Source organism: uncultured Maribacter sp. (genome assembly GCF_963974015.1).
Lineage (GTDB): Bacteria > Bacteroidota > Bacteroidia > Flavobacteriales > Flavobacteriaceae > Maribacter.
Window position 1 is genome coordinate 15,412 of sequence record NZ_CAXBBZ010000010.1, and the last position, 26,006, is coordinate 41,417.

Here is a 26,006-nt window from a genome sequence, read left to right on the forward strand (position 1 = left end):
ACTATTTTCTATAAAAAGATGTGGTAAGGGTATTTTCATTACCTACATTATCAGTAACGGTAACTTTAAGGACACATTGCGTCTGATCAGCAATCTTATCATCGAAATTGTAAGTTAATGTTCTTCGTTTTGGCTCGTATTCCATTAATATCCATTCCCCGTTTAAAGTTGCTGAATACGTATCAACACCACTAAGATCATCAGCTATTTGTACACTTAAATATTTGTAATTATTCAACCATTGTTTTTCCTTGAAGTTTTTAGTTCGAATGGTTGGGGCTACCGAATCTCTTGCTATGGTATATGTTCCTAAATTTCTAGTACGAGTTGTAAATACGTCACCTCTTTTATAGGTGTTGGTATAATTAGGTTGGAGTTTAGAATCTAGTCTTGCAATGAATAATTGTTTTTGAATTTCTTTTGGATATTTCGAAGCATCAAAAGTAATAGTGAAATTTCTATGGGCTGGTACTCTGTTATTGTGAATAGTAACAGTATCATTTCCTTTTTTTAAATCGATGTAGAAATCTTCGTAAAAAGTATTGGTGGGAAAATAAACTTTGGCGCTGCCTAAATCAAAATTATTCGGCTTATTGGCAATTACATAATTTTCGGTGATTTCTATTTCTTGGTTTTTATCTTCATTGTTTTTCACCCCTTCAATTGGTATGTTAAGTACTGTTTTGTTACCTGCATAATCTTTAATTAATAATTTTACAGTATAACTCAACCCTTCGCTAATGTCAATCTTTCCGTTATTGTATAATTCTTTATAGATACCTAAATTATTACCGGCCGATTTAAAGCTTTTCTGTATACGTTGCCCATTTCTGCCCAAATAATCATAATCGACAAGAGTGTTTATATATCTAGTTTCACCGAAAGTGAAAGATTCGAAATCATAAATAGAATATATTTTGCCGTTAACACTAAGCTCTACTGAGTAAACTCCATTTTTATTCGCAGCCATATCTAGACGGTCAAAGCCTATAAACCCTATTCCTATGTTGCCAAGAGCAGTAACCTTATCTGCTAAATAGGTTCCATTACTTTCTCTACTGAAATTAACTTGTGTTCTTTCTTCATTGCCATTCACATGCGATTTATCTGTTAAAGGATAAATAAAGAGTTTCTCTAAAATAGGGTTGGTAGCGTCGGCCACATCTATGCCATATAATAAAGGATTGGTTGGCTTTTCCGATATGCTGCTTCTAATTTCAAAATGTAAATGAGGCCCTGCTGAACCACCAGTATTTCCACTATATGCAATAAGCTCGCCTTTATTGACCTTTAATTCTCCATAATCAGGGAAAACTTCAACCTCAAAAGATTTTTTATCATACTGTAACTTCTTAATATATGCTTCTATAGAAGGGGAAAATTTTTGAAGATGGCCATATACCGAAGTATAGCCATTTGGGTGCGCTATGTACAATACTTTTCCATAACCCCACAATGAAACTTTAATTCGTGTAATGGTACCATCGCCAATTGACATGACCGGTATGCCTTCGCGTTGTTGTGTTTTAATATCAATGCCAGAATGAAAGTGATTTGAGCGAAGCTCACCAAAGGTTCCTGCTAAAATAATAGGAATATCCATAGGTGGTCTAAATGCATCTTTAGGATACTCTTCCTGTGCAACAAGGGTAAAGCAAAAGAATAACAGAAGGGCAAGTGATATTTTTCTCATAAGTAGATAGCAATAGTGCTAAAATAATTAATCAATAACAATTCTCCTGAGTTGCCTACGCTAAAATTATAATAAAGAGCTGTATCATATTCGTTTATCAATTTAAGTTGTACTGATTTAGGAATATTTCACAAAACTATTGCTAAGTCATCGAATCTATGTTAACTTTGTGTAAATCGCATTGACTTTGATGTATGAGCGAGTTGATTAAAATCGTTGATTCTTTAGAAAATAAAATAAGTAAATTGTTGCATAAACTTGAGGTTGTGAACAATGCTAATTTGGAGTTGGAAAAAGAATTGCACCATATTAAATCTTCTCAAGAAAGCGCAAGTAAAACGGTTTCTGAATGGGAAGAGAAATATAATTCTCTCAAACTTGCAAATTCAATGCTAGGCAGTAATACCAATAAAACAGAAGCCAAGCTTAAAATAAATACATTGATACGAGAGTTGGACCATTGTATAGCTCAATTGTCGGAATAATGTTAATATAATATGTCAGATAAGCTCAAAATAAAACTTTCGATTGCTGATAGGGTCTACCCTTTAACGATTGATCCTGCGCAAGAAGAAGGTTTGCGAAAGGCCGCTAAAAATATAGAACAGTTGGCTAAGAAGTTTGAGCAAAATTATGCAGTTAGAGACAAACAAGATGTTTTGGCCATGTGTGCCTTGCAGTTTGCCTCTAAAATTGAGCAAAATGGCATAGAGCAAACAGAGGGAACCAAAGAAGCTGAAGAGCGTTTAAAAGCGCTTGAAGAGTTGGTGAGCTCTAAATTGGCTATGAAATAAAAACGTTCTTTTAAATACATTAAGTTACTGCCCACATTGGTAATACCTTTTGACAAACTCAACATTTATTTTTTTAAAAAGGGTGAGTTTAGATTGTAAAAGCAGGCCCTACTCGTATAGGGATCCTTGATCAGTCTGTTAGCCCTAAACCTGTTTACCGGAGTTTGATCAAAACTTCTCCAATGTGGGCTTTTTTTTATTAATAAATTACACTATGGATAGTACAATGATAATTATTGCCGCAATAGTTGGGCTGGCAATCGGTTTTGCAATAGCAAAATTTTTGGAAAAAGGGAAAGCCTCTAAAACCATAATAAATGCAAAAAAAGATGCTGAACGCATATTAAAGGATGCCAATGTTGAAGGGGAAAGTGTCAAGAAAGAAAAAATATTACAAGCGAAAGAGAAGTTTTTAGAACTAAAAGCTGAGCATGAAAAGGTTATCAATGGCAAGGATAGAAAAATAAATGAAGCAGAGAAACGCACTAGGGATAAGGAATCTCAGGTGAGTAGCGAGCTTGCTAGAAACAAGCAATTAAATTCTCAGTTAGATGGCAAATTAAAAGAAGTAGAGCAAAAAAGAGAGTTGTTAGAAAAGCGCCATGAAGATTTAGATAAGATGCATAAGAGTCAAATTCAGCAATTAGAAGTGATTTCTGGATTATCTGCCGACGATGCCAAGAATCAATTGGTAGAGAGCTTAAAAGAAACGGCAAAGTCCGATGCCATGGCATATATTCAGGCAACTGTAGAAGAATCTAAGTTAACCGCACATCAAGAGGCTCGTAAAATTATAATCAATACGATCCAACGAATAGGTACTGAGGAAGCTGTTGAAAATTGTGTTTCTGTTTTTAATATTGAGTCTGACGATGTTAAAGGACGAATTATTGGTAGAGAAGGTAGAAACATTAGAGCTTTAGAAGCTGCTACAGGGGTTGAGATAATTGTAGATGATACTCCAGAAGCAATTATACTTTCTTGTTTTGATTCGGTTAGAAGGGAGGTTGCTAGATTATCTCTTCATAAATTAGTTACTGACGGAAGAATTCACCCAGCGAGAATTGAGGAAATTGTTAAAAAGACAGAGAAGCAGATAGAAGCTGAAATAGTTGAGATTGGTAAGCGTACAGTAATCGATTTAGGTATTCATGGTCTACACCCAGAATTGATACGTGCGGTAGGTAGAATGAAATATCGTTCATCCTATGGCCAGAATTTATTACAACACTCAAGGGAGGTTGCGAAACTTTGTGGCGTTATGGCTTCTGAGTTAGGCCTTAATCCAAAAATTGCCAAACGTGCTGGTTTATTACATGATATAGGTAAAGTCCCTAATACTGAAAACGAAGTAGAAACGCCCCATGCAATTTTAGGTATGCAATGGGCAGAAAAATTTGGTGAAAAAGAGGAGGTCTGTAATGCAATAGGAGCCCACCATGATGAAATTGAAATGAAGACCTTAATAGCTCCTATAGTACAAGTTTGTGATGCTATTAGTGGTGCAAGACCAGGTGCACGAAGACAAGTGTTAGATTCATATATACAACGTTTAAAAGACTTGGAGGAAATCGCTTTTGGGTTTAGTGGAGTACAAAAAGCTTATGCGATACAGGCAGGTAGAGAACTTCGTGTAATTGTTGAGAGTGAAAAAGTCACTGATGATAGAGCTTCGCAATTATCATTCGAAATCTCACAAAAGATACAAACCGATATGACTTATCCTGGTCAGGTAAAAGTTACGGTGATACGTGAGACAAGGGCTGTCAATGTAGCTAAGTAAAATTTTATATTATAGAAAAAGCCTCTATTAAATAGAGGCTTTTTTTATGGATTATTTAAAGAATTTATCCAGGTATTTAATTTTTCTTCTTCTGCCTTGTTAAGCTTGTTTATTCTGCCCTTTGGCATCTTCTTATTTATAAACACTTGTTGCTCAATAGAAGTCGAAAAACTATTCATATTATCTAGAGTAAAAATTACTCTATTTTTCTTCTGTGCATGACAAAAATTGCATTTAGTGTTAAGGATAAAATACACTTCCTTTTTAAGTTCTACTTTTTGATTGATTGAATCTATATAGGTTGATGAATTAATTTCAGTATTCCAATTTGTAAGTAGAATTATTAGAATTGATAAATGACTCATATGTAATTTTTCATCCTACTGATGATGTGATATTGTTGGCCGCCTTCTTATTTTATTGCCTATAGTTTAGTTATTCTTCTGTGTTTGCCTCTTCAGTATCTTCACTTTTCTCAACCTCTTTATTTAAATTATTCTTTAAGATGTTCAGTTTTTTCAATTTACTTTTCCAGGCATTTAATGATTCTTTATGCTGATTTACCCTCTTGATTACGTCTAGAACCAACGGATTAGTTTCAGATGCATTAGAGAAAAATTCTAAGTTGTTTTCCAATTGTCTTATTTCAGTTTTACTCTCATCAATCTTTTTTCTAATAAAAGCACGCTCGTTTTGAATCGCACGTTCTTGATTTTCATCATTTGAAAGTTGCTGAAGTTTATTACCATATTTTAACAGTTCAGATTCTTGCTTGCTAACACCCATTTTAAGGAATAAGGCATCAATAATTTTATCAAATTTTTGATTAATGTTTTTCTTTTTAAATGGGACTCTACCATAGGTTTTCCATTCCTCAGTAAATTTTTTGATTGAAGCCAAGTCCTTCTCTTGCTTACCACTTAATTCAAAACTCTTAAGACGTTCAATACAAGCGACTTTTCGTTTAAAGTTCTCTTCTTCCTCTTTAAATGCATCATTTTTAAGCGCATTTAACCTATCGAAATAATGATTACAAGCGCTCTTAAAGTCTTTCCACAATTTATCTGAAAACTTGCGAGGAACATGTCCAACTTTTTTCCACTCGCCCTGTATACGCTTCATTTCAGATGTGGTAGCATCCCAATCTTCACTTTCTTTAAGTGAAATGGCAACCTCTAATAAAGCTCTTTTTTTATCTAAATTCTCTTGTTGCTCTTTCTTAAGATTCTTGTAAAATGCATTTTTATTGTGATTAAACTTACGTACCGCACCTTTAAATGAATTCCAGGTTTTTGAATTTACTTTTTGAGGTACTTGGCCAGCTTTAAAAAATGCCTCTCGTAGTTCTTCAATCTTTTTAATTTGTTGCTGTAAGGTACCGTGGTTGTTAGAAACGGTTTCGGAAATATTGCTTATTTCTTCAATTATGGCATTTTTACGCTCTAAATTTTCCTCCTTAATTTTATCAAGATTTTTAAAATAATCCTGTCTTCTTTCATGAATAATTTTTGTAGCAGCGCTAAATCTATCCCAAATATCTTCCCTATGGTCTTTGCCTACAGGACCTAAGTCTTCTTTCCATATTTTATGTAATACCTGTAATTCCCTAAAAGCGCGGTTTAAGTCCGGTTCTTGGGAAAGTTCTTCAGCTCTGGCAACTATCTTACCTTTTTCCTCTAGGTTATGCTTAAAATCTAGGTCTCGTAATTCTCTATTGATATTTAAAAAATCGTAGAAAATTTCGATATGGTGGTGATATGTTTTCCAAACATTATTATAGTCGGCTTTTGGTATTGGTCCTGCATGTCGCCATTTAGCCTGTATATCCTTAAAGTTATTATAGGTTGTATTTATATCTTCTTCAACATTAACTAAAGCTTTTAATTGCTCAATTAAGTTTAAGCGATATGTTAAGTTTTCTTGGTGGCTTTTTTCTAAGCTTTTGTAATGTTGATTTCGCTTATCACGATATTCATTATATACTTCGTTGAATTGCCTCTTATCTACCGAATTATATCTGAAATCAATTTCATTTCCACCATTGGATATAAAATCCTCTTTTTTCTCTTCTAAAAACTCATCGAACTTTTGATTGAACTCATCTTTTATGGTGTCAACATGTTTTCTAATAGCTTGAACCTTTTCATTTTTCACTAAACGTTGCAATTCACCTACAAGGTTCTCCATACTCATCTCATGATAATCGGGCATGGGTATATCATGTCTTTTTACCGTATCGGTATCTTCCGCATCCTCTGCATTAGAGTCATCAATTTCTTCTAAAACATCAGTCTCTACTGTAGCTGCAACTTCCTTTTCGGTTGATGCTTCTGGTATTGTTTCAATTGGAATTTCATTTGGCTCTACATTATTCTCCACTATGTTTTCAGTGGTTTTAGTTTGAGCTTTTTGCTCTATTGAACTTTCTGGTGTTTTTTGTTCTTTATCCTCAGACATATTCCTAAATTATATGTTTACAAGATAGTAACAACCCCAAGAATTGCAAAGTATTGCAGGTTCTTTTTAGTTTTGTTTTCAATGAGTAATTTGAGTGAATTGTGGTATTCAAAGCAATGAGAAAAGCATACTTGGTAATTAATTTGAATTATTGGTTCCAAATAGACCATGATTTTTCGGCTTGAAATTCTAACATTCTATGTCCGTTGCATATCGTAGCATCGTTTGCTTTTCCCGTAGCTAAAAAAGCAGTCTCTTCAGGATTGTAAATGAGGTCGAAAAGTAGATGTTCTTTATTGATAGAATTATAGGGTATTGCTGGTTTTTCTTTAATATTAGGAAAAGTACCTACAGGTGAACAATTGATTATTAAAGTATGCTGACTAATAATGTCTTCCGTTATTTCCTGATATTTGAAACCCTTGTTTTTTCCACTTCTAGAAACAAATGAAAAAGCTATACCAAGTTCTTCTAATACAAAAGCGATTGCCTTTGAAGCTCCGCCAGTACCAAGAATCAATGCTCTTTTGTGATGATTTTTTAAAAATGGCTCTATTGATTTTTGAAATCCGTAAGCATCGGTATTGTATCCGATCATACCATTTTCAGTAAATTTTATGGTATTGACGGCTCCTATTTTTTTTGCGGCCACATCGATATCATCTAGAAACTGAATTACCTCTTCTTTGTAGGGTATAGTGACATTAATACCTTGTATGTTCGGAGTATTTTCAAAAATGGTGGGGAATTCTGAAATTGATTGTAGATCAAAATTATTATAAGAGTGATTAGTCAAGCCAAGCGCATCGAATTTTTTTTTGAAATAACCTCTCGAAAATGAATAGGAAATATCCTTGCCTACTAAACCAAAATTAAATTTATGTTTTTCTGTTTTTTCCATACCAATCTAAAAGTAGCAAAATACTAATACCAAAAATAATAAAGAAAATGGCTATCCAATTTTCTAATGTGGTCATATCTGGTAGAAATCGCTCATAGTTCATTATTATTTGCTTTCCGTTTGAGTCAAATATGGTTTCTCCATTTAGTCCGGTTTTATAAATAGTTTTTTTCCATGGCCAAACAACACCTAGCGAACCAGTTATAAAACCTAAAATTGTTGCTGTGGTTACGTGCTTAAAATGCTTAAGAACGTATGTTAATACATGAGATAAAGTAACAAGACCAGTTGCAGAACCTAAAGTGAATACAGCTAAAATCTTAAGTGTATGAAGTCGTTCTGAATTTGAAGTAACGCTGAAATCGCCAATAATTAGTTCTGAAAATGTATCATACAACGCGTTGACCGAATCAACTAATAATAGTACGTAATTACCTAATAATATTAGGATAAATGACCCAGAAAGCCCAGGTAAGGTCATACCGGAAACACTTATCATTCCACAAAGGAAAATGAATAAGAGATCGTCGTTTTCTTTAGCAGGACTAAGAAAACTTATAGCCACGCCGATACTCAGACCTATAATGGCGGCTGTAAAGGTTTTCTTTTTCCAATAATCAAAATCTTTTCCGATATAGTAGATAGATCCTAAAATCATTCCGAAAAAAGATGCCCAAACAAAAAGCTCCCTTTTTACTAAAAAATAATCTAGAATTTTAGAGATGCTGAAATAACTAACAAGCATTCCTAAAATAAGAAGGGTTAAAAAGGAACCATTTATATAACGGTAAAAACTTTTAAACCTTCCGCTAATTAATAATTTAAAAGCCTTAGCGTTAATTTTTTGTAGTGAATAAATAAACTCTTCATAGAAACCGCCGACAAAAGCAACAATACCACCAGAAACCCCAGGTACTTTATTGGCCGTACCCATACATAGCCCCTTAATGACCAAGAAAAATTTATCGGTTAAGGTTCGTGGTTGATTCATGTAGGTGTGCGCTTACTTCTTTGAAGCTGATTTTTCTAATATAAAAATAAGAGAAAAACCGATGATAGCGGCAACAATGGCAAAGGTTAATTGATTATCTCCTGTAAAAGCATATGGAGAGATATTTTCGTCTATTATAATTTCTTTTTTGCCAATTTGAATTATCTCGATTACATTTTTCCAAGGCCAAATTTTATTTAATGATCCTAATATAAATCCGGTTAAAATAGCAAGTGTAGCATCCTTATAGTTAGTGAACATCCATTTTAAAATCCTTGCGAAGCTTAAAAGGCCGAATACGGCACCAAATGTGAAAGTGGCTATTATGCTAAGTTCTTTATCATTTACGGCTTCTAAGACTGTTTTGTATGATCCTAAAAGAACTAAAATAAATGAACCCGAAATTCCTGGCAATACCATAGCACATATCGCAATTGCCCCAGAAATGAAAATAAAGGGTAAGCTACCTGAACTTGTAGATGGTGGTAAAGTAGTTATGAAAAATGCACTTGCCGTACCAACAATAAATAGAAAAATTGCTAAAAAATTCCATTTATTAATTGACTTAGCAACGAAAATTACACTTGCAAATACCAATCCAAAGAAGAATGCCCAGGTAGGTATTGGATGTTCCTCTAAAAGCCATGCAATAACTTTGGATAAAGAAAAGATGCTAATCATCATACCGACCAATAAGGCCACTAGAAAGTTACCATTCAATTTCTGCCAAAACTGTTTAAATCCTTCTTCCTTTAAAACCTTTAAAGTTTTTAGATTAACATTATTGATAGATGTGATGAACTCTTCGTAAATGCCAGTAACGAAAGCAATTGTGCCACCAGATACACCTGGTACTAATTCTGCTATGCCCATGGCCATACCCTTTAAAGTAATGAATATGTAATGTTTTAATTTTCTATCTTCCATGGAATGTAGAACCAGTTCTAAGAGGCTTTATTGTATTTGTTTACAATTTTTTGGGTCCATTCTGAATTACCAAATTCTGGAAACCTATCCTTGAAAAGATGTAGTTTTTTCTGATTCTTATCAATTTTTAATGCATCCATTAAAGTTATTCTAGCATTTATTAGGTCTTCAGCTAGTAATTGGAATCCTACGGATTTATATAATAACTTCAAACTCTCAGGATAAAATTCCCTTCCTTGAGATAAGATTTGTACGGCAGCAATAGTTTCTCCGTTTGTGTGAACAACATCAGCCCATTTCAACCAAGTATCCAATTCATAATTACCTAAATCTACAGCTTGTTTAAAAGCAAAATCTGCCTGGTCGTAATTTTTTAACTCAGTATGTATCTGGGCGCATTTTTTCCAGTATGAAGGGTTCTCGCCATCAATATTCAGTGCTTTGTTTATATAGTAAACAGCCTTTTCATAATCTTTTGTATTAAAATACAAATTAGTAATGGCCAACCAGCCTTTATCCAATAATGGGTCTTCATGAACTGTTTGATAGAAATAGTATTTAGCCATTTCGGTATCTTTCAATTTTTCATAACATTTTCCAATTCTAAGAAATGCATGAGATGTTGGGTCTTCAATTGAAATGGTGGTCTCGTAATTTTCTATTGCTTCTTTATGTCTCCCTAATTTTTCAAGTACTTTTCCTTTTTCAAAATAAGCACCGATAAATGAGTCATCTGAAATAATGGCAAAATCAAAAGCTGTTAATGCATCGGTATATAATTTTTTATAGTAATATTGCTTTCCTAGCTGATGCCATGCGACTTCACAATACGGATTTTTTTCTAAGTATTTGTTCAGGTAAATTATAGCGCCATCATAATCTTCTAAAAACTCAAAACAGTAGATTACGTTATATAGCGAAGAGTAATCTTCTTCATCAAACTCAACACATTTCATAAAACTTTCTTTGGCCTGTTTGAAGTTATCCATGAATAAATACTCCATGCCGAGAAGGCTGTAAATATCAAAACTATTGGTAGTTATACTTAAGGCTTGCTGTAAAAGTTGAACAGCACCTTCATGATTATCCTGTTTAGAATATATATTCGCCCGTTGAATATAAATTTCTTCGTTCTGATTATCTAAAAGTTGTAATTCGTCTAAAAGTGCCTCCGCTTTTTCTGTTTGGTTTTCAAAAACCAAAACCTCCACTTGAAGCAACTTTAACTCTATTGAACCTGGATGTTGTTGCAGGCCAATTTTAATCCCTTTTTTAGCTAAAGAGATTTTACCGTGATTTAAATAGTGGTGCACTATGTCCTCAAAATCTTCTGCATCAAAGAAGTAGACATCGTCTGTCTTTAGCATTGATTCGAATTTGGTAATAGGCTTGTCCGGTCTCTCGTTAGATTCTAACGCCATAGAAACTTTTAGTTTTACTAGATAATTAAAAGTAGGTGTTTGTAAGGGGGTTGAGCCTTTGTTAGGTTCTTTATTATTAACAAATTAGTTAACAACGGTGGTTTACATGGTATTTAAAACCTTTAAAATAGTAGTGCAACCTTCACGAATTTCGGCATTTGAAATAGTTAAGGGAGGTGATATTCTAACAGCTTTATTTTCGAATAACAACCAAAATAAAATTAGTTTTTCTTCTTTTGCTCGCAATATCAATTCATTTGCTGTTTCAGCAGAATCCATAATTAAAGCTAACATTAAACCTTTGCCTCGAATTTCTTTTATCCTTGGGTGTTTCAATAATTCTTTGAATAGTGCTTCTTTTTTTAAGGTATCTTTTATTAAAGAAGATTTCAATAGAACTTGTAAGGTAGCCAAACTAGAAGCTGCAATTACCGGATTTCCACCAAAGGTTGTGATATGACCCATTTTAGGATTTTCACTCAAGGTTTTCATAATTTCATTACTAGAGGTAAAAGCACCAACAGGTAGGCCTGAAGCCATTCCTTTACCAATTACCAATATATCTGGAACGCAATTAAAATGTTGAAACGAAAATAATTTGCCCGTTCTTCCAAAGCCTGGTTGTATTTCATCAAGAATAAGAAGTGCTCCCATTTCTGTGCAACGCTCCTTAACTTTGCGTAAGTAATCATTTTTTGGAACAATAAAACCTGCACCACCTTGTATGGTCTCTAAAATTACACAGGCAGTTTTATTGGTGATTTTACGTAAATCTTCCTTATTATTAAATCTTATGTGATAAATATCTGGTAACAAGGGTCTAAAAACACTTTTGCGCTCTTCAAAATCCATCAAGCTTAAACTGCCCATAGTATTACCATGGTAAGCTGATTTAGCTGAAATAATTTGAGAGCGACCTGTAAATCTTCTGGCTAATTTTAAAGCGCCTTCGATAGCTTCTGTTCCCGAGTTTACCAAATAGGTGACTTTTAGAGGTTCAGGTAGATTCTCTGCCAATAATTTAGTGTAATTGGTAGCTGGTGATTGTGCATATTCACCATATACCATAACGTGCATATATTTTTCTGCTTGTTCTTTAATAGCATGAACTACTTCTGGGTGACAATGACCAAGTGTACAGGCTGAAACACCGGCCACAAAATCTAAATGAGCATTGCCTTTAGTATCATAGATATAACTGCCACGGGCATGCGAAATTTCCATTCCCAACGGGTACGGTGAAGTTTGAGCTTGATATTTTAAAAAATCTTTTTTCATGTGAAATTTCTATTTCACTTTTTTAGGGATAGTAGACTTTTTTGGATTTTCGGCTTTATTTTTCGAAGAAATATTGTTTATTGGATCTGTTTCATTTTGGCTACGTTGCTGTTCTTCTGCATCGATATCAATAGGATTGTCAATCCCTTTTATAACTACAAGTTCCAAATTATTATCATCCTCATCGAAAATATCATCTTTGGTTAAAATACGTTCATCGCCACGCCAGACGAATCCCTTTAAGATTCTGCTGTTTTCTGGCAAGTCTTTTTCCGGGAATATATCCCCGTCGGGATCCGTATAAAAAGTTAGGTCTTCAATATCATTTTCTGCCATTGTAATTCGAATCTTACTACAAACAGTTTTATCAATGCCGATTAGTTCATCGTCATCGTTATACATATAATAGACAACCTCGGTATTTTGAATAAGATCAATAATTTTTAGCTCATTTTCTATAAACTGTCCGAATAGATTTATTCCCTTAGCTTGGTTATACCCAGTCATACTAACACTATCTAAAGAAATAATAAAGGCATTTTCAAGTACTTTTAAGGAATCTAACTTTTCAGTTTCTAAATTAGATTTTAAATGTATGCTATCACCAGTCATTTGGTTAGCACCGTTCCAAATAATCGGATTTTTTATTAGTTGGGTAATACCGGTTTTTTGTTCTGAGTGAATACTGTCGCATTTGCCACTTAAGTCCGTTTTATAAAATTTTGCATTTCTAAAAGCACGAAGTAGGCGTTCTTCTGGTTTTCCTGTAACCATTAAGATGTCACCGTGAACGTATAGAGAATCTCTTTCTTGTACAGAAATTGAAACTGCTCTTCTAGTTGCGAAAACAGAATCTTTGGCTTTATATACTTCAGCATAATGTGCTCTAATGATTCCATTGTTTATAGTATCGGTGACGGTTATGTTATTAGTTGCTGAAGCAAACTCATTCACCTTATTAAAATATACGCTATCACCTTCTATGATTCTATTATTGTAATCTATACGTGTATTTTTTATACCATAACCACTTTCTACTTTGGTGTCATAAAATCCTCTTTCACAATAGATTTTATAGGTCTCACCAATAATTGTTGAAGGCCCGTACATATATGCATTTTTAGATGTCTGATAATAATCTAACTGTTCGGAATCTACGGTATATTTTGGATTTTGGATATGAACACTATCTAAGAATTGGTATTTTTTTAACTCCATGAAATATTTACCAATTTTACTTGTCAAGGTATTTGAGGAATCTATAACAGTACCATTATCCTTATAATAAGCTTCTTGTTTTTCACGATCTAAACGCAAGGTGTCTGTTCGTAAGGTCATGTCAGAATTGGTCAAAACCACATTGCCCCAGGCCTTTGCAAGTTTTACATCTCCTAAATAATTAATTTTTTTACTGGTCATTTCAACGGAATCTCCCTGTTTCAAAATGACATTACCTATTGCTTCTAACCTATTGTCTTTTTGGTAGTAAATAGCTACATCGCACCAAAGGTCGGCACCTTGATGTTCGAATTGAACCTGACGGTCATCTTTACTGAAAATGGATGCACCTGGATATTCAACTTCATTTTTAGTGAAATTGGCTCCATAAACTATATTAATTTGTTTTGATTCTTCTTCATCACCTTTTTCTTGGGCTTTGCCCAAAAGTGAGAAACCGAAAATTAAAAGAATGGATGCGCAAAAGGTTTTCAATCTACTTTTTTTTCAAAAATAGAACATTTTAAAAGAGCGAATAACACTATTGGCATACATTTAATAAAGAGCTATTGTATAGGTGTGGGTTTTTGGTTTTTTTTGAACTTTTGTCCGAAACCAGAATTGTTTGGCAAGAATGGTTCGTCTAAAGTTACGTTTACACCATCTTCAGGAATCTCACTTTCTTTTCCTAGGGCCCAATATATTCCGTTCATGGCTATCTTGCGTACCACGGGCATTTTAAAATCATATGGGTGTCCTAAAGTTGTGAAGAAAACTCGGGCTTTATTTTCTGAGGTACCAGTATAACTTTTGGTCCATGCTACAGGGTTGTCTAAAGAAAATTTGTCAAGGTCTCCGTCGATTTCATGTTGTGACTTTGTCGAATGTCCCATCAATAAAGGTTTACTATCTCCTTGAAGTTTCCAATCTCCACCATCTACATGGTACAACCAAGAGTATGCTTCAAATTCTTCAAATCCGTTCAATATTGGATTCTCAGCTTCACTTTCTACAATTGTTATATCGGTTACCGGAAATTTACCATCATCAAAATGACCATGGTGAGTAATCCATTGTTGGCCGAATACTTTGGCAGGCCATTCTTCATTAAATTCTACTAAAGTTGAATCGTTATCATATTTAAAAGCATGTGTTGTTGTTCTAAAACCAACGATAGGTTTCCCAGATTCTATATAACTGGTAATATAATCCCGTTCATTTTTTGGAAGGTTTCTAAACCTTGTGAAAATCACCATTAAATCAGCTGTTTCTAATGCTTCTAATCCTGAAATATGGTCAGTTCTGTTTGGATCTATAAACCCTAAACTATCTAAAGAATAAAGCACAGTTACCTTGGCACCCAGTTCTCGTTTTGCCAGTTTTGCTAACATCGGAAAAGATTCTTCAGACCTGTATTCCTCTTCACCAGTTACGAAAACTATATGGGGCGGGTTGTCGGTATCTTCTTCAGTTGCTACTTTCTTTTTTGTCTTTTCACCACAAGAAATAAGGATGGAAGTGAAAAATATAAAAACGTATTTAAAATTCATTCTTTGGATTTTCATAAGTAGTTGATTATTTCATTGGATGTTCTTTCAATAATTCTTCTGGAGTGTAGAAACTATTTCGGTCTTTTGTTGCTTCTCGCACTTGTTTCACTTGCTCCGAATTAATTACGGATGCCTTGTTGCCAAAAGCATTTCTGGCATAAGTAAGTACAGCAGCAATTTCTTCATCTTTCAATAGCCCCTTAAAAGCCATCATAGGCACCTGACCTTCATAATGGTTGCCCATAATATTCATAGGTCCGTAAAGACCGTGAAGAGCTACTTTTATCAATCTTTCTTCATCACCTAAAACCCATTCTTGGCCCACCAATGTTGGGTATCCTGCTTTTTGCAAACCAGTACCACCTTCTTGATGACAGGTAATACAATAACCCTCTGTCTCATATATTTTCTTTCCTTTTGCGAAAATCTCAAGTTCGGCTCCTTTTAAATGTGAGGCTAATATTTTTTCATCTGCCTTTTCTAAGAAATTACCTGTTAACCTTGTTTCGGCAAAGTTGAAAGAATCTTGCATCCATTCATCTAAAGGATGTTTTCTTGCAACTTCCAATATTTCCATTCCTTGCGATCTGGGTAGCCACGATGCAGCGGTAATCGCTTCAAGTCTAACCCTACCATGTATATCTGAAGCAGCTACTTTTAATAAGTCCACAGCATTATTTAATTGATGGCCCATATAGCGAACTACACGCACTGCAGCGGCACGTACTTTATGGTCATCTGATTTTAACAAGGCTTCCAATAGATTTGCATCAACTTTATTCATGCCCCATGACACCCATAAAGCTTCAAGACGGTTGTGGTCGTAATTAAGATTTGATGTATCAAGATTTGAAACCCAAGTTTTCATCGCAGTTAAAACTTCGGCAACATTTCTTCCACGTAGTTCACGACGGGTTCTATAACGAGTTCTATATTCCGGTAATTTTAGATTTTCAAATAATTGCTCAATAGAAGCACCATCTATTTTTGCAGGTTGTACTAATGGCCTAGAAGGATACGTAATTCTGTATATTCTGCCATGCACATGATCTCGTAATGGATCACGGGCATTATGTTGCATATGTCCAATTAACACATTATGCCAATCAACTATGTATAGAGAGCCATCGGGAGCGAATTCCATTTCTACAGGTCTAAAATTCGGGTCGATACTAGTAATTAAATCTTGGCGATGTTTAGAGGTGTATCCTGTTCCGGCTTCCATCATTTGATGCTGTTTAAGACCAAGGAATCCTATAGAATTAGCTAAAAGCATATCGCCTTGAACTTCATCGGGGAAGTGTCTACTAGAAATAAATTCCATACCAGAAGTTGGTCGAACTCGATGGGCTTCTTCAATAAGCTCTTCAGTTAAAGGAGAAGAAATCCCATAAATAGATTTTAGCGAACTTGGCATCATCCAATTCACCTTTGGGCCTGAAGTATGTAAAAAGAAGTCTTGCCCCCATTCGTCAAAAGCGATTCCCCACGGATTTGGTATCGCAACCTGTAATGTGCGCTCCAATTGTTTTCGCTGCGGATTGTACCTGTAAAACCCTCCATTGGTGGCCCTAACAGGACCATAGGAAGTTTCTACATTAGTGTGAAGAAAAATACCTTCAGACATATAAAACGCCCCAGAAGGATCTGCACAAAATGCAGAAATCGCATGGTGTGTATCATGGTCATCAAAACCACTCAGTACTATTTCAACCTTGTCGGCTTTGTCATCACCATCGGTATCTGTATATAATTTTAGATTTGTGCCTTGACTAACATAGACCCCTTCTGGTGCAAATTCAAATCCTATAGGTAAATGTAATTTATCGGCAAACACTATTTCCTTATCGGCCTTTCCGTCATTATCGGTATCTTCTAAAATGATAATCTTATCATTTGGTTTTGGGTCTCCGGGTTTATAATGAGGATAGGAGGGGAGTGTGGCTACCCATAAACGACCTTTATTATCAAAAGAAATTTGAGCAGGATTTGCCAAATCTGGAAATTCTTTCTCTGAAGCAAAAAGGGAAACTTCATAACCTTTAGGTACTGTCAACGTTTTTAGGGCTTCATCTCCATATTTATATTGTAAAATAGATTCCTTATTACCAAGACTATAGTTGGTTTCTACAGGGGGCAACTTACTGGTCAATGCATCAGCAGATGCTACATCATACGATTTGTTTTGTACGGTTGCCCAAATCATTGAATCGCGAATGGCAGTGAGTTCTCTCGTTTTCTTTATTTCATAAGGATAATTGTCTGGTCCGTATGGTGCATGACGCCTACCGAAAACATGTACTCCGTTCGGAATTTTATAATCATTATGCCAGTAGAAGTTTTTTTCTTTGATAGCTTCATTTACGGCAAGTCTTTTATCTTTCGACTTTATTGATTTATTACCGCTAAGCGCATCTGCTAAGAATTGAGCAAATTTTTCATATCCATCTTTGTTCAATTGTGAACCATCTATGGTAAGGTCGTTATTATCCGTATCGTACCAACTCTTTGATGCTTGAAATGCATTAATAAAGGGAATGTTATTCGCCAAACAAACTTCTTTCATGGCCTCTGAATACAACTTGAGATTCTGATTTGTAGTTTTGCCATTTGGTACATCTATTTGGTCAGAAATATTTTCAAAAGCAATGGGAGAAACGATTATTAATTGAGGTGGTGTTGTGCCATTATATTTTTGTTTTAAGGAGTGCTTAACAAATGCATCTAATTCAGCCTTATATGTATCTAATCTTTCAGTTCCTTCAAAAGATTCGTTATAGCCGAAAAAACCTAATATGATATCAGCTTTTAATCGTGATAACCATTCATCGGGTGTTTCAAAAACACCTTCACTACCAGAATTCTGAGCTAACTCTGTTTGAAATTTCTCTGCACCTGGAAAAGCCCATGGAGATACTCTGCCTGAATGTGGTCGAAACCCGGGAGTATCACCACCATCACACATGTTTCTTATTACCAATGAATCTGTAGGATAACGAAGTTGCATTTCAGTTTCAAATGTGCCAAAATTCAACATTCTAGACCCTAAGTTATTTCCAATTAAAACTATGGTAGAATGTGGCTTTACCGCTACTAAAGGTTCTTTGTTTTTGGTGCAACTATGAATAACTAGTATCGATAATAAAAGTAAAGCGAATCTAAAATATGTTTTGAAGATTTCTTTCATGGTCGAGGTTGGTGGTTTAATTAATTTCTTCTTTAAATATAGATATAAAAAAACCACTCGAAAGTGGTTTTTGTGATATTAAAAATGAGAATTAAAAATTTCGATAATCGCCTTCTAAATAAGCATTTGCTTCATCTTCGGCGAATTTGGCATTTTCACTATCCCAGTGTAAAACTTGATTAGGAAATCTTCCTGCTATTACGCCGAGAAGTATGGTTTCTGTAAGTCTTGATGCGTATGAAAAAGGAGCTGTAGTATCATCATCGCCTAAGCATGCATCTACAAACTGATGATAATGTTTTGGGCCTTCAGAATCATAATCACGAATAGGTTTACCCATATTATTCGCTTTTTCGACTGCTTCAATCTCAGCTGAAATATCAACATATTCTCCATCGACAATTTTCTTAGGTAACTGCATAAAATGAGGTAATAACAATCTGCCTTTTTCACCTATAAACATGGCGCCTTGGTCTGGCAAGGTTCCTTCACTTGCAGTTTTGGTTTCTAAAGACATTTTATCTTCTATGGAATCTTCAGTATCGTCCGTTGAGGTTTCCATTAGGTCTGCACCTGGTAGTTTTAAATCTTCATGGTCTTGTGGAGCACCTGGCCCATCATACCAAACCCATTTCAAAGTTTCTGTAGTATAGTCGGTTTGTGGAAATTCGTAGGTTACGATATTATTTTGTGGAAACCCGAATCCATTAGGTTCTCTACATTCATTCTTTATAGTCATTGGCACCTGTAAATCTAGTGCGTTATAAGGCGTGTCAAAAATGTGAACTCCCATATCACCCAAAGTACCGCAACCATAATCAACTAATTTCCTCCAATTTCCCGGGTGATAAAAACCTTCTTTGTACGGTCTTTCGGCTGAAGTGCCCAACCAAAGATTCCAATCTAATGATTTAGGAATTGGATCTGAACCTGTTGGCTCAGGTCCGTCGTAGCCCCAATCTTTTGGAGACCATGCACGTACGGTATGTACTTTGCCAATAATTCCTGATTGAATTAAAAGGGTAGCTAGTTTATAATCATAGAATGAGTGAACCTGAATTCCCATTTGTGTTACCAATCCTTTTTCTGCAGCTAGCTTGTTCATTGCCCTAGCTTCGGAAACATAATGGGTAAGTGGTTTTTGACAATAGACTGGTTTATCCATTTCCATCGCCATCATTGATGCGGGTGCGTGTGTGTGGTCTGGGGTTGATACTATCACTGCGTCTATTTCATCACCCATCTCCTTTAGCATCACTCTATAATCTGTGTATGTTTTTGCGTTTGGATGTAGTTCTTTTGCTGCTGCCAAGTTATTAGCATCTACATCACACAAGACGGTAACATCTACTTTGCTATGTGATGAAATTGCCTTAAGGTCTTCTGCTCCCATATTACCAACGCCAATATGTGCAGTTCGTAATCTAGTTAATTTTTTCACTTCCTTTTTACATGACCATAATCCTGATGGTAATAATACAAATGTGGACAGTGCCGCTGCGTTTTTTATAAAATCTCTTTTGTTCATTGATGTGGTGGTTAAAGTTTTTTAATTTTTATATTACGGAACCAAATAGGGCTAGAATGATCTTGAAAGCCTATATAACCTATTTTGAACTTTCCATAATCCTTACTGTTTTTCCATTTATCGGAATTTTTTTTCTCGTACCAAGCTTCGTCCCATGGTACAAAAGATACTACTTTTTTCCCGTTCAACCAGTGTTCTACTTGTTCTGGTGTAAAGATGATTTTAGTGGTATTCCATTCTCCTGCAGGATTTAAAATTTTGCCATTTGGGTCTGCGGCATGCATGGCATAATCAGAAGCGGTTTGTTGAAGCGGTTTTAGTTCTTCTGGTTTGTCGGTATATCCTAAACTTAAATTGTAATCGGTTAAATCGTGAATGCTGGCATAATTCTCATCATCTATTAGTTGATATTCTGGGGAAACTTCAGGTGGGCTGTCATACCCTTCTTTTAGATGATAGAAGATGCCACTGTTTCCTCCTTTGGGTAATTTCCATTCAACATAAAGTTCAAAATTATCGAACTCTTCATCACCATAAATGATATCGGTTCCACCGGTGTAATCTTGTTCTTTTCCTAACTCGGTGTCGAATTGTAGTTCTCCATCTTTAGCTATCCAACCTGGGGGTAATTCTTTTCCATTGTAAGCGCGCCATCCTTTTGTCGTTTTACCATCGAACAAAGTAATCCATTCATTATTGGTTTCTACTTCAGTAGTGACTTGTGATTCTTTTTTTTCGCTTTTATCCGTTTTACAGGACAATATGGAAAGTAACAAGAATAACATCATAGGGTAGGCGAATCGTTTCATTTTTTCAGTCGTGTTTTAATGGCGTAAGGAAAAATCCCATGCAGTACTGAAATTACAAAAAAAAAGAATGGCGATAAAGGTATTTCCCTATATCGCCATTCTCGTTAGCCGAACAACATAAATAAACTGTTAAATGTTTATCTGTGAATTGTTTGGGTTCGGTCTGGGCCAACAGAAACAATTTTAATCGGCACTTCTAATTCTTTTTCTAGAAAATCGATATAGTCGTTCAATGACTTTGGCAATTGGTCGGCAGAAGTCATTTTTGTTAAATTTTCTTTCCAACCATTCATTTCAGTGTATATCGGAGTTACATTTTCTGCTTCTATATTGTATGGAAAATGCTCGATTTTTTCTCCTTTATAGTTGTAAGCAGTACACACTTTTAGTTTATCGAATCCACTCAATACATCACCTTTCATCATCATTAACTCGGTAACGCCATTTATACGAACTGCATATTTTAAAGCTACTAAATCTAACCATCCACAACGTCTTGGCCTGCCTGTTGTTGCGCCAAATTCATTACCTACGCGACCCATTGTTTCGCCATCTTCATCAAATAATTCAGTGGGGAACGGACCGCTACCTACTCTTGTGGTATATGCCTTGAATATTCCTTTTACTTCACCAATTTGATTTGGAGCAACACCTAAGCCGGTACATGCACCAGCTGCGGTAGTATTAGATGAAGTTACGAAAGGGTATGTTCCAAAATCAATATCCAGAAGTGACCCCTGTGCACCTTCGGCCAATATTTTTTTACCTTCTTTTTGGGCTTGGTATAAGTATTCTTCACTATCTATAAAAGTTAATGCTTTTAACTCGGTTACAGCTTTAAAGAAATCGGCTTCTAGCTCAGCAAGATCATATTGAATATCTACATCGTAGAAACTTATCATAGCTTCATGTTTATTAGCTAGACTACGATATTTTTCTTTCCAGTCACTTAGTTCTAAATCACCAATTCGCATTCCGTTTCTACCAGTCTTATCCATGTAAGTAGGACCAATTCCCTTTAAGGTAGAACCAATTTTTGCTTTGCCTTTAGAAGCTTCAGAAGCAGCATCTAACAAACGGTGGGTTGGTAAAATTAAGTGGGCCTTTCTAGAAATAAATAATTTGGACTTAATATCCAGATTAAATTTCTTCAAGGCATCTAATTCTTTTTGAAAAATAACTGGGTCGATAACAACACCGTTACCAACAACGTTAACTGCATTTTTATGAAAAATCCCTGAAGGAATAGTATGTAGCACATGCTTTATTCCATCAAACTCCAATGTATGACCAGCATTTGGCCCTCCTTGAAAACGAGCAATAATGTCATAATTTTCGGTTAATACATCAACAATTTTTCCTTTTCCTTCGTCACCCCATTGTAGGCCTAACAATAAATCTACTGCCATCTAAATATTATATACTTGGTTAGTTCTTTTTATTTTCTTTCGTACCTATTTCTATTGTAGGTGTATTTCTGATCCCATAAAAATAAAGGGAATGTGCATTTATTTTAATATCAAAAACCTCTTCAATTGTTTTTTTGATAGATTGAATTCTAGGATCGCAGAACTCCATTACCTCACCGGTATCGGTAAGAATGACATGGTCGTGTTGGTGGTCAAAATATGACTTTTCGTATTGAGCCTGATTATTGCCAAACTGATGCTTGCGCACTAGTTTACAATCTAAAAGAAGTTCTATGGTGTTATATAAGGTAGCCCTACTAACTCTATATTTCTTGTTTTTCATGTTAATGTAAAGTGACTCTATATCGAAATGTTCGTCACTTTCATAAATTTCTTGAAGTATAGCGTATCGTTCAGGGGTTTTTCTATGTCCTTTGTCCTCTAAAAAGGTAGTGAAGACGTTTTTTACAATTTCTTGATTTTTATCCGAAGACATATTTACTACATTAATATACAAATGTACAGTTAAATTTTAATTTCCTTTTTCTAAATTCGGGTTACTTTGTCAATACCATTAATATCTCTTAATGTATCGGTCAATTTTTTAAGAATAGCCTTGTTTTTTACAACTACGGTAATTTTTCCTTTAAAGGTGCCGCCATCTGTGCTAAAGTTTAGATTACGCATATTCACGTGCATAATATCTGATATAACTTCTGTTATGTCACTGACCAAACCAAGGTTGTCGATACCGGTTAGCTCTATATCTGCCTGATATTCCTGTTGTGAAGAATCAATCCATTTAGCACTAATAATTCGATATGCATAATTAGATTGCAAGGATATCGCATTCGGACAATTCTTTTTATGTACTTTAATACCTTCAGATACACTTACGAACCCGAATACTTCGTCGCCAGGTATAGGGTTGCAACATTGTGAAAGTTTATACTCTAATTTTTCTTCCTCTTTACCAAAAACCAGCATATCATATTTAGAGGTAATTTCATCTCTATTGATATCTTCAGGTACCGGAGTTCGGCGCATACGATTTTTAAAGAAACTAATAAAGGCATTATTATAGGAAGAAGCAAAATCCTTCAACATGGCGTTATCTATTGAGCCGATACCTACACGATAAAAAAGGTCTAAACTAGTTTTAAGTTTGAAAAAGGTGACCATTTTATTAATGGAATCTTCATTTAAACTTACCTTTTGTGATTTCAGTTTTCTACGTAGAATTTCTTTTCCATCTTCAGCAACAGACTTTTTTTCTTCTCTTAAAACAGATTTTATTTTTGCCCTTGCCCTTGCGGTGGTAGCATAATCTAGCCAGTTTTGATTAGGTGTGGCTTGCTCTGAGGTAATGATTTCTACTTGATCACCACTCTGTAATGTGGTATTTAGAGGCACTAATTTTCCGTTAACTTTTGATCCTCTTGTACGCATACCTACTTCAGTATGAATATTAAAAGCAAAATCTAAAGGTGTCGCTCCTTTTGGTAAAGATTTTAATTCTCCCTTTGGTGTAAAAACGAAAATCTCTTTTGAATAGAGATTGAGTTTAAACTCTTCGACAAAATCTACGGCATTGGTATTTGCATTCTCCAAAGCTTCTTGAAGTTTGTTCAACCATACTTCTATACCTTGTTCTTTTTGATCCCCATGTTTGTATTTAAAATGTGCTGCATACCCTTTTTCGGCTATTTCATGCATGCGCTCACTTCTAATTTGTACTTCTACCCATTTGCCTTTGGGTCCCATTACGGTGATGTGTAATGCTTCATACCCAGTTGATTTAGGAGAAGAAATCCAGTCTCTTAAACGAACTGGGTTTGGGGTGAAGTGGTCTGTGACTATTGAATATATCTTCCACGCGAGAAATTTTTCATTCTCTGTATTAGACTTATAAATTATCCTAATAGCAAACTTATCGTAGATTTCTTCGAAGGTTACGTTCTGATTAAGCATTTTTCTACGCATAGAAAAAATGGACTTCATTCTCCCTTTTATGACGTATTTAAGACCTTCTTTTTTAAGAGAATTGTCTATGGTATCTGAAAATGCATTGATATACGCTTGTTGCTCTTCTTTGCTATCTTCTATTTTATCTTTAATAGATTTATATACTTCTGGTTCGGTATACTTTAAACTTAAATCCTCTAGCTCTGTTTTAATATTGTACAGTCCAATTCTATGGGCTAAAGGAGCATAAATGTACAAGGTTTCAGATGCTATTTTAACCTGTTTATGCTCTGGCATAGAGTCCATGGTGAGCATATTGTGATAGCGGTCTGCGATCTTAATAATGATAACTCGTACATCATCATTTAAAGTCAATAACATTTTTCTAAAATTCTCAGCTTGCTGAGAAATGTTCATGTCCTTCTTTAAATGCGATATTTTAGTAAGACCGTCTACTATACGGGCAACTGTTTCACCAAACATACGATCAATATCATCTAAAGTATACTCGGTATCTTCAACAACATCATGAAGTAAAGCAGAGGCTATCGAAACTGCATCGAGACCTATTTCTGATGCTACGATTTTTGCTACGGCTATAGGGTGAAATATGTAAGCTTCGCCAGATTTTCTGCGTTGATTTTTATGCGCATCAACAGCTACTTCAAAGGCACTACGTATTAGTTTTTTATCCTCATCGGTTAGGGTTTGGTAACTTATTCGTAATAATTCTTTGTACTCTTGAGCTATAAGCTTATTTTCCTCTTCTATCGCTGCCTGTGTCATACTATATTAAAAATAAGATAAACTTATATGATGGGCAACAAAAATTATGCCTTTAAATTACGTATTCGATCAATTAGTGGCGGATGTGAATAGTGCATGAATACATATGCTGGATGCGGCGTTAAATTACTTAGACTATTTTTGGAGAGTTTTTTTAAAGAAGTTATCAATGGCTCTGCTGCATAAGTGTCTTTTGCATAATCATCGGCCTGATACTCGAATTTTCTAGAAAAGTAGTTCATTAATAATCCGGTAACCTCGGAAACCGGACTATACAAAATGCCAAAACCAATTAGGGCCGCATGAAAGCTAGGCCTTTCAACACCAATCGCTAATGAAACTTCAGGATTGTTAATGAAAAGGGATAATAGAAACAGCATAAACCCGGTAAGTAATATTGATGATGCTAAATTGAAAATAATGTGCTTTCGTTTATAGTGCCCAATCTCATGCGCTAAAACAGCAACGATTTCTTCTTCTTCCAAATCATTGATCAGCGTATCATAAAGCGTTACCCTTTTTTCTTTTCCAAAACCAGAAAAATAGGCATTGGCTTTAGTTGAACGCTTAGAACCATTAATGACAAAGATATGTTGCAAGTCAAAACCAACATTTGCGGCATAATGTTCGATTTTTTCTTTTAAGCTACCTGCTTCTAATGGCACTTGTTTGTTGAATAAGGGTACAATCAGTTTACTATAGAACAAATTCATGATTAAGGTGAAGATTGCAATTAGACCCCAAGTATATAACCAAAAATTTGTACCTGACCATTGAAAGAACCAAATAACCAACGATAAGATACCACCTCCAATAATAATGGTCATGGCCCATTGCTTCAATTTATCGATTAAGAATGTTTTGTGAGTGGTTTTGTTGAATCCGAATTTTTCTTCGATTATAAATGTTTGATAGTAAGAAAAGGGAATATTTAAAATATCGCTACCGAGCATTATTATTCCGAAGAAAATTAAAGCTTGTAAAATGGTATTGCTGCTGTAATTAAAAGCAACTTGATCTACCCAGGCAAAACCTCCAAAAAATAAAAAACCTAGAATAAGGGCTAAAGAAAATGTAGATGTTATTATACCGAACTTGTAATTACTTAATTTATAAGCTTGGGACTTTTTATATTCTTCTGCGTTATATATGTCGTTAAGGTCATTTGGTATAGGGTCTTTGAATCGTTTGGCATTCAGATAATTCATTACTGTGGCAAGAATAAATTCACCTACTAGAATTAAAAGAATACAGTGAAATACAAATGTTTTATCCATAAAATATATTATAAAACTGAATCTTAAATAGT

General features: G+C 34.8%; 20 protein-coding genes and 1 other RNA gene. 4 read left to right on the forward strand and 17 right to left on the reverse strand.

The genetic code is table 11. The annotated features are described in order from the left end of the window. Nucleotide 1: 1 nt before the first annotated feature. Nucleotides 2–1,693, reverse strand: a complete 1,692-nt coding sequence (locus tag AACZ41_RS12895; RefSeq protein WP_339628917.1) for a M23 family metallopeptidase — start codon at nucleotides 1,691–1,693, stop codon at nucleotides 2–4. Nucleotides 1,694–1,887: 194 nt separating this feature from the next. On the opposite strand from AACZ41_RS12895, the gene AACZ41_RS12900 reads away from it, so the two are divergent. The 4 genes from AACZ41_RS12900 to rny all read left to right on the forward strand — a co-directional run bounded on the left by AACZ41_RS12900 (nucleotide 1,888) and on the right by rny (nucleotide 4,270). After that, nucleotides 1,888–2,178 carry a hypothetical protein gene (locus AACZ41_RS12900; protein ID WP_339628918.1) on the forward strand — a complete coding sequence of 97 codons (291 nt, stop codon included), beginning with the start codon at nucleotides 1,888–1,890 and terminating at the stop codon, nucleotides 2,176–2,178. A gap of 12 nt (nucleotides 2,179–2,190) precedes the next feature. Then, on the forward strand, nucleotides 2,191–2,487 hold the full coding sequence (locus AACZ41_RS12905) for a cell division protein ZapA (protein ID WP_079512228.1): 297 nt from the start codon (nucleotides 2,191–2,193) through the stop codon (nucleotides 2,485–2,487). A gap of 56 nt (nucleotides 2,488–2,543) precedes the next feature. After that, nucleotides 2,544–2,653, forward strand: a non-coding RNA gene (gene ssrS / locus AACZ41_RS12910) — 6S RNA. 48 nt (nucleotides 2,654–2,701) lie between these two features. Continuing rightward, complete coding sequence (rny, locus tag AACZ41_RS12915; RefSeq protein WP_339628919.1) at nucleotides 2,702–4,270, forward strand: ribonuclease Y; 1,569 nt, start codon at nucleotides 2,702–2,704, stop codon at nucleotides 4,268–4,270. 44 nt (nucleotides 4,271–4,314) lie between these two features. Here the strand turns inward: rny and AACZ41_RS12920 are convergent, their stop codons facing one another. From AACZ41_RS12920 to AACZ41_RS12995, 16 genes are all read right to left on the reverse strand, one after another. Continuing rightward, nucleotides 4,315–4,635: a hypothetical protein gene (locus tag AACZ41_RS12920; protein WP_339628920.1), complete on the reverse strand. Its 321-nt coding sequence runs from the start codon at nucleotides 4,633–4,635 to the stop codon at nucleotides 4,315–4,317. Nucleotides 4,636–4,705: 70 nt separating this feature from the next. Then, on the reverse strand, nucleotides 4,706–6,727 hold the full coding sequence (locus tag AACZ41_RS12925) for a DUF349 domain-containing protein (RefSeq protein ID WP_339628921.1): 2,022 nt from the start codon (nucleotides 6,725–6,727) through the stop codon (nucleotides 4,706–4,708). Nucleotides 6,728–6,875: 148 nt separating this feature from the next. Then, nucleotides 6,876–7,628 (reverse strand): shikimate dehydrogenase, encoded by a 753-nt coding sequence (locus AACZ41_RS12930; protein ID WP_339628922.1) that lies wholly within the window; start codon nucleotides 7,626–7,628, stop codon nucleotides 6,876–6,878. Further along, nucleotides 7,606–8,619 (reverse strand): DUF368 domain-containing protein, encoded by a 1,014-nt coding sequence (locus AACZ41_RS12935; RefSeq protein ID WP_339628923.1) that lies wholly within the window; start codon nucleotides 8,617–8,619, stop codon nucleotides 7,606–7,608. The genes AACZ41_RS12930 and AACZ41_RS12935 overlap by 23 nt, the downstream gene beginning before the upstream one ends. 12 nt (nucleotides 8,620–8,631) lie before the next feature. Next, complete coding sequence (locus AACZ41_RS12940; RefSeq protein WP_339628924.1) at nucleotides 8,632–9,546, reverse strand: DUF368 domain-containing protein; 915 nt, start codon at nucleotides 9,544–9,546, stop codon at nucleotides 8,632–8,634. Between the two features lie 17 nt (nucleotides 9,547–9,563). Beyond that, nucleotides 9,564–10,967: a tetratricopeptide repeat protein gene (locus tag AACZ41_RS12945; RefSeq protein WP_339628925.1), complete on the reverse strand. Its 1,404-nt coding sequence runs from the start codon at nucleotides 10,965–10,967 to the stop codon at nucleotides 9,564–9,566. Between the two features lie 102 nt (nucleotides 10,968–11,069). Further along, nucleotides 11,070–12,245, reverse strand: coding sequence for an aspartate aminotransferase family protein (locus tag AACZ41_RS12950; RefSeq protein ID WP_339628926.1), 1,176 nt, complete (start codon nucleotides 12,243–12,245; stop codon nucleotides 11,070–11,072). Nucleotides 12,246–12,254: 9 nt separating this feature from the next. Next, the gene (locus AACZ41_RS12955) at nucleotides 12,255–13,958 is read right to left on the reverse strand and encodes an OstA-like protein (RefSeq protein ID WP_339628927.1); all 1,704 of its coding nucleotides are present in this window, start codon (nucleotides 13,956–13,958) and stop codon (nucleotides 12,255–12,257) included. Between the two features lie 71 nt (nucleotides 13,959–14,029). After that, on the reverse strand, nucleotides 14,030–15,013 hold the full coding sequence (locus AACZ41_RS12960; protein WP_339628928.1) for a ThuA domain-containing protein: 984 nt from the start codon (nucleotides 15,011–15,013) through the stop codon (nucleotides 14,030–14,032). A gap of 25 nt (nucleotides 15,014–15,038) precedes the next feature. Continuing rightward, nucleotides 15,039–18,200: a PVC-type heme-binding CxxCH protein gene (locus AACZ41_RS12965; protein WP_339628929.1), complete on the reverse strand. Its 3,162-nt coding sequence runs from the start codon at nucleotides 18,198–18,200 to the stop codon at nucleotides 15,039–15,041. A 91-nt stretch (nucleotides 18,201–18,291) separates the two neighbouring features. After that, a complete protein-coding gene (locus AACZ41_RS12970) occupies nucleotides 18,292–19,728 on the reverse strand; it encodes a Gfo/Idh/MocA family oxidoreductase (RefSeq protein WP_339628930.1) in 1,437 nt (478 codons plus the stop codon). A gap of 11 nt (nucleotides 19,729–19,739) precedes the next feature. Continuing rightward, on the reverse strand, nucleotides 19,740–20,537 hold the full coding sequence (locus AACZ41_RS12975; protein WP_339628931.1) for a DUF1080 domain-containing protein: 798 nt from the start codon (nucleotides 20,535–20,537) through the stop codon (nucleotides 19,740–19,742). Between the two features lie 137 nt (nucleotides 20,538–20,674). Then, nucleotides 20,675–21,946 (reverse strand): adenylosuccinate synthase, encoded by a 1,272-nt coding sequence (locus AACZ41_RS12980; protein WP_339628932.1) that lies wholly within the window; start codon nucleotides 21,944–21,946, stop codon nucleotides 20,675–20,677. Nucleotides 21,947–21,965: 19 nt separating this feature from the next. Further along, nucleotides 21,966–22,442, reverse strand: coding sequence for a transcriptional repressor (locus tag AACZ41_RS12985; protein ID WP_339628933.1), 477 nt, complete (start codon nucleotides 22,440–22,442; stop codon nucleotides 21,966–21,968). Nucleotides 22,443–22,492: 50 nt separating this feature from the next. After that, the gene (locus AACZ41_RS12990; protein ID WP_339628934.1) at nucleotides 22,493–24,697 is read right to left on the reverse strand and encodes a RelA/SpoT family protein; all 2,205 of its coding nucleotides are present in this window, start codon (nucleotides 24,695–24,697) and stop codon (nucleotides 22,493–22,495) included. Nucleotides 24,698–24,741: 44 nt separating this feature from the next. Beyond that, the gene (locus AACZ41_RS12995; protein WP_339628935.1) at nucleotides 24,742–25,974 is read right to left on the reverse strand and encodes a M48 family metallopeptidase; all 1,233 of its coding nucleotides are present in this window, start codon (nucleotides 25,972–25,974) and stop codon (nucleotides 24,742–24,744) included. Nucleotides 25,975–26,006: the final 32 nt, after the last annotated feature.

Coding starts and splice junctions, on each gene's coding strand:
- AACZ41_RS12905 (WP_079512228.1), top strand. CDS start 2,191: ATGTCAGATAAGCTCAAAATAAAACTTTCGATTGCTGATAGGGTCTAC.
- AACZ41_RS12975 (WP_339628931.1), bottom strand. CDS start 20,537: ATGAAACGATTCGCCTACCCTATGATGTTATTCTTGTTACTTTCCATA.
- AACZ41_RS12930 (WP_339628922.1), bottom strand. CDS start 7,628: ATGGAAAAAACAGAAAAACATAAATTTAATTTTGGTTTAGTAGGCAAG.
- rny (WP_339628919.1), top strand. CDS start 2,702: ATGGATAGTACAATGATAATTATTGCCGCAATAGTTGGGCTGGCAATC.
- AACZ41_RS12965 (WP_339628929.1), bottom strand. CDS start 18,200: ATGAAAGAAATCTTCAAAACATATTTTAGATTCGCTTTACTTTTATTA.
- AACZ41_RS12950 (WP_339628926.1), bottom strand. CDS start 12,245: ATGAAAAAAGATTTTTTAAAATATCAAGCTCAAACTTCACCGTACCCG.
- AACZ41_RS12995 (WP_339628935.1), bottom strand. CDS start 25,974: ATGGATAAAACATTTGTATTTCACTGTATTCTTTTAATTCTAGTAGGT.
- AACZ41_RS12935 (WP_339628923.1), bottom strand. CDS start 8,619: ATGAATCAACCACGAACCTTAACCGATAAATTTTTCTTGGTCATTAAG.
- AACZ41_RS12900 (WP_339628918.1), top strand. CDS start 1,888: ATGAGCGAGTTGATTAAAATCGTTGATTCTTTAGAAAATAAAATAAGT.
- AACZ41_RS12940 (WP_339628924.1), bottom strand. CDS start 9,546: ATGGAAGATAGAAAATTAAAACATTACATATTCATTACTTTAAAGGGT.
- AACZ41_RS12925 (WP_339628921.1), bottom strand. CDS start 6,727: ATGTCTGAGGATAAAGAACAAAAAACACCAGAAAGTTCAATAGAGCAA.
- AACZ41_RS12985 (WP_339628933.1), bottom strand. CDS start 22,442: ATGTCTTCGGATAAAAATCAAGAAATTGTAAAAAACGTCTTCACTACC.
- AACZ41_RS12980 (WP_339628932.1), bottom strand. CDS start 21,946: ATGGCAGTAGATTTATTGTTAGGCCTACAATGGGGTGACGAAGGAAAA.
- AACZ41_RS12895 (WP_339628917.1), bottom strand. CDS start 1,693: ATGAGAAAAATATCACTTGCCCTTCTGTTATTCTTTTGCTTTACCCTT.
- AACZ41_RS12945 (WP_339628925.1), bottom strand. CDS start 10,967: ATGGCGTTAGAATCTAACGAGAGACCGGACAAGCCTATTACCAAATTC.
- AACZ41_RS12990 (WP_339628934.1), bottom strand. CDS start 24,697: ATGACACAGGCAGCGATAGAAGAGGAAAATAAGCTTATAGCTCAAGAG.
- AACZ41_RS12920 (WP_339628920.1), bottom strand. CDS start 4,635: ATGAGTCATTTATCAATTCTAATAATTCTACTTACAAATTGGAATACT.
- AACZ41_RS12970 (WP_339628930.1), bottom strand. CDS start 19,728: ATGAACAAAAGAGATTTTATAAAAAACGCAGCGGCACTGTCCACATTT.
- AACZ41_RS12960 (WP_339628928.1), bottom strand. CDS start 15,013: ATGAATTTTAAATACGTTTTTATATTTTTCACTTCCATCCTTATTTCT.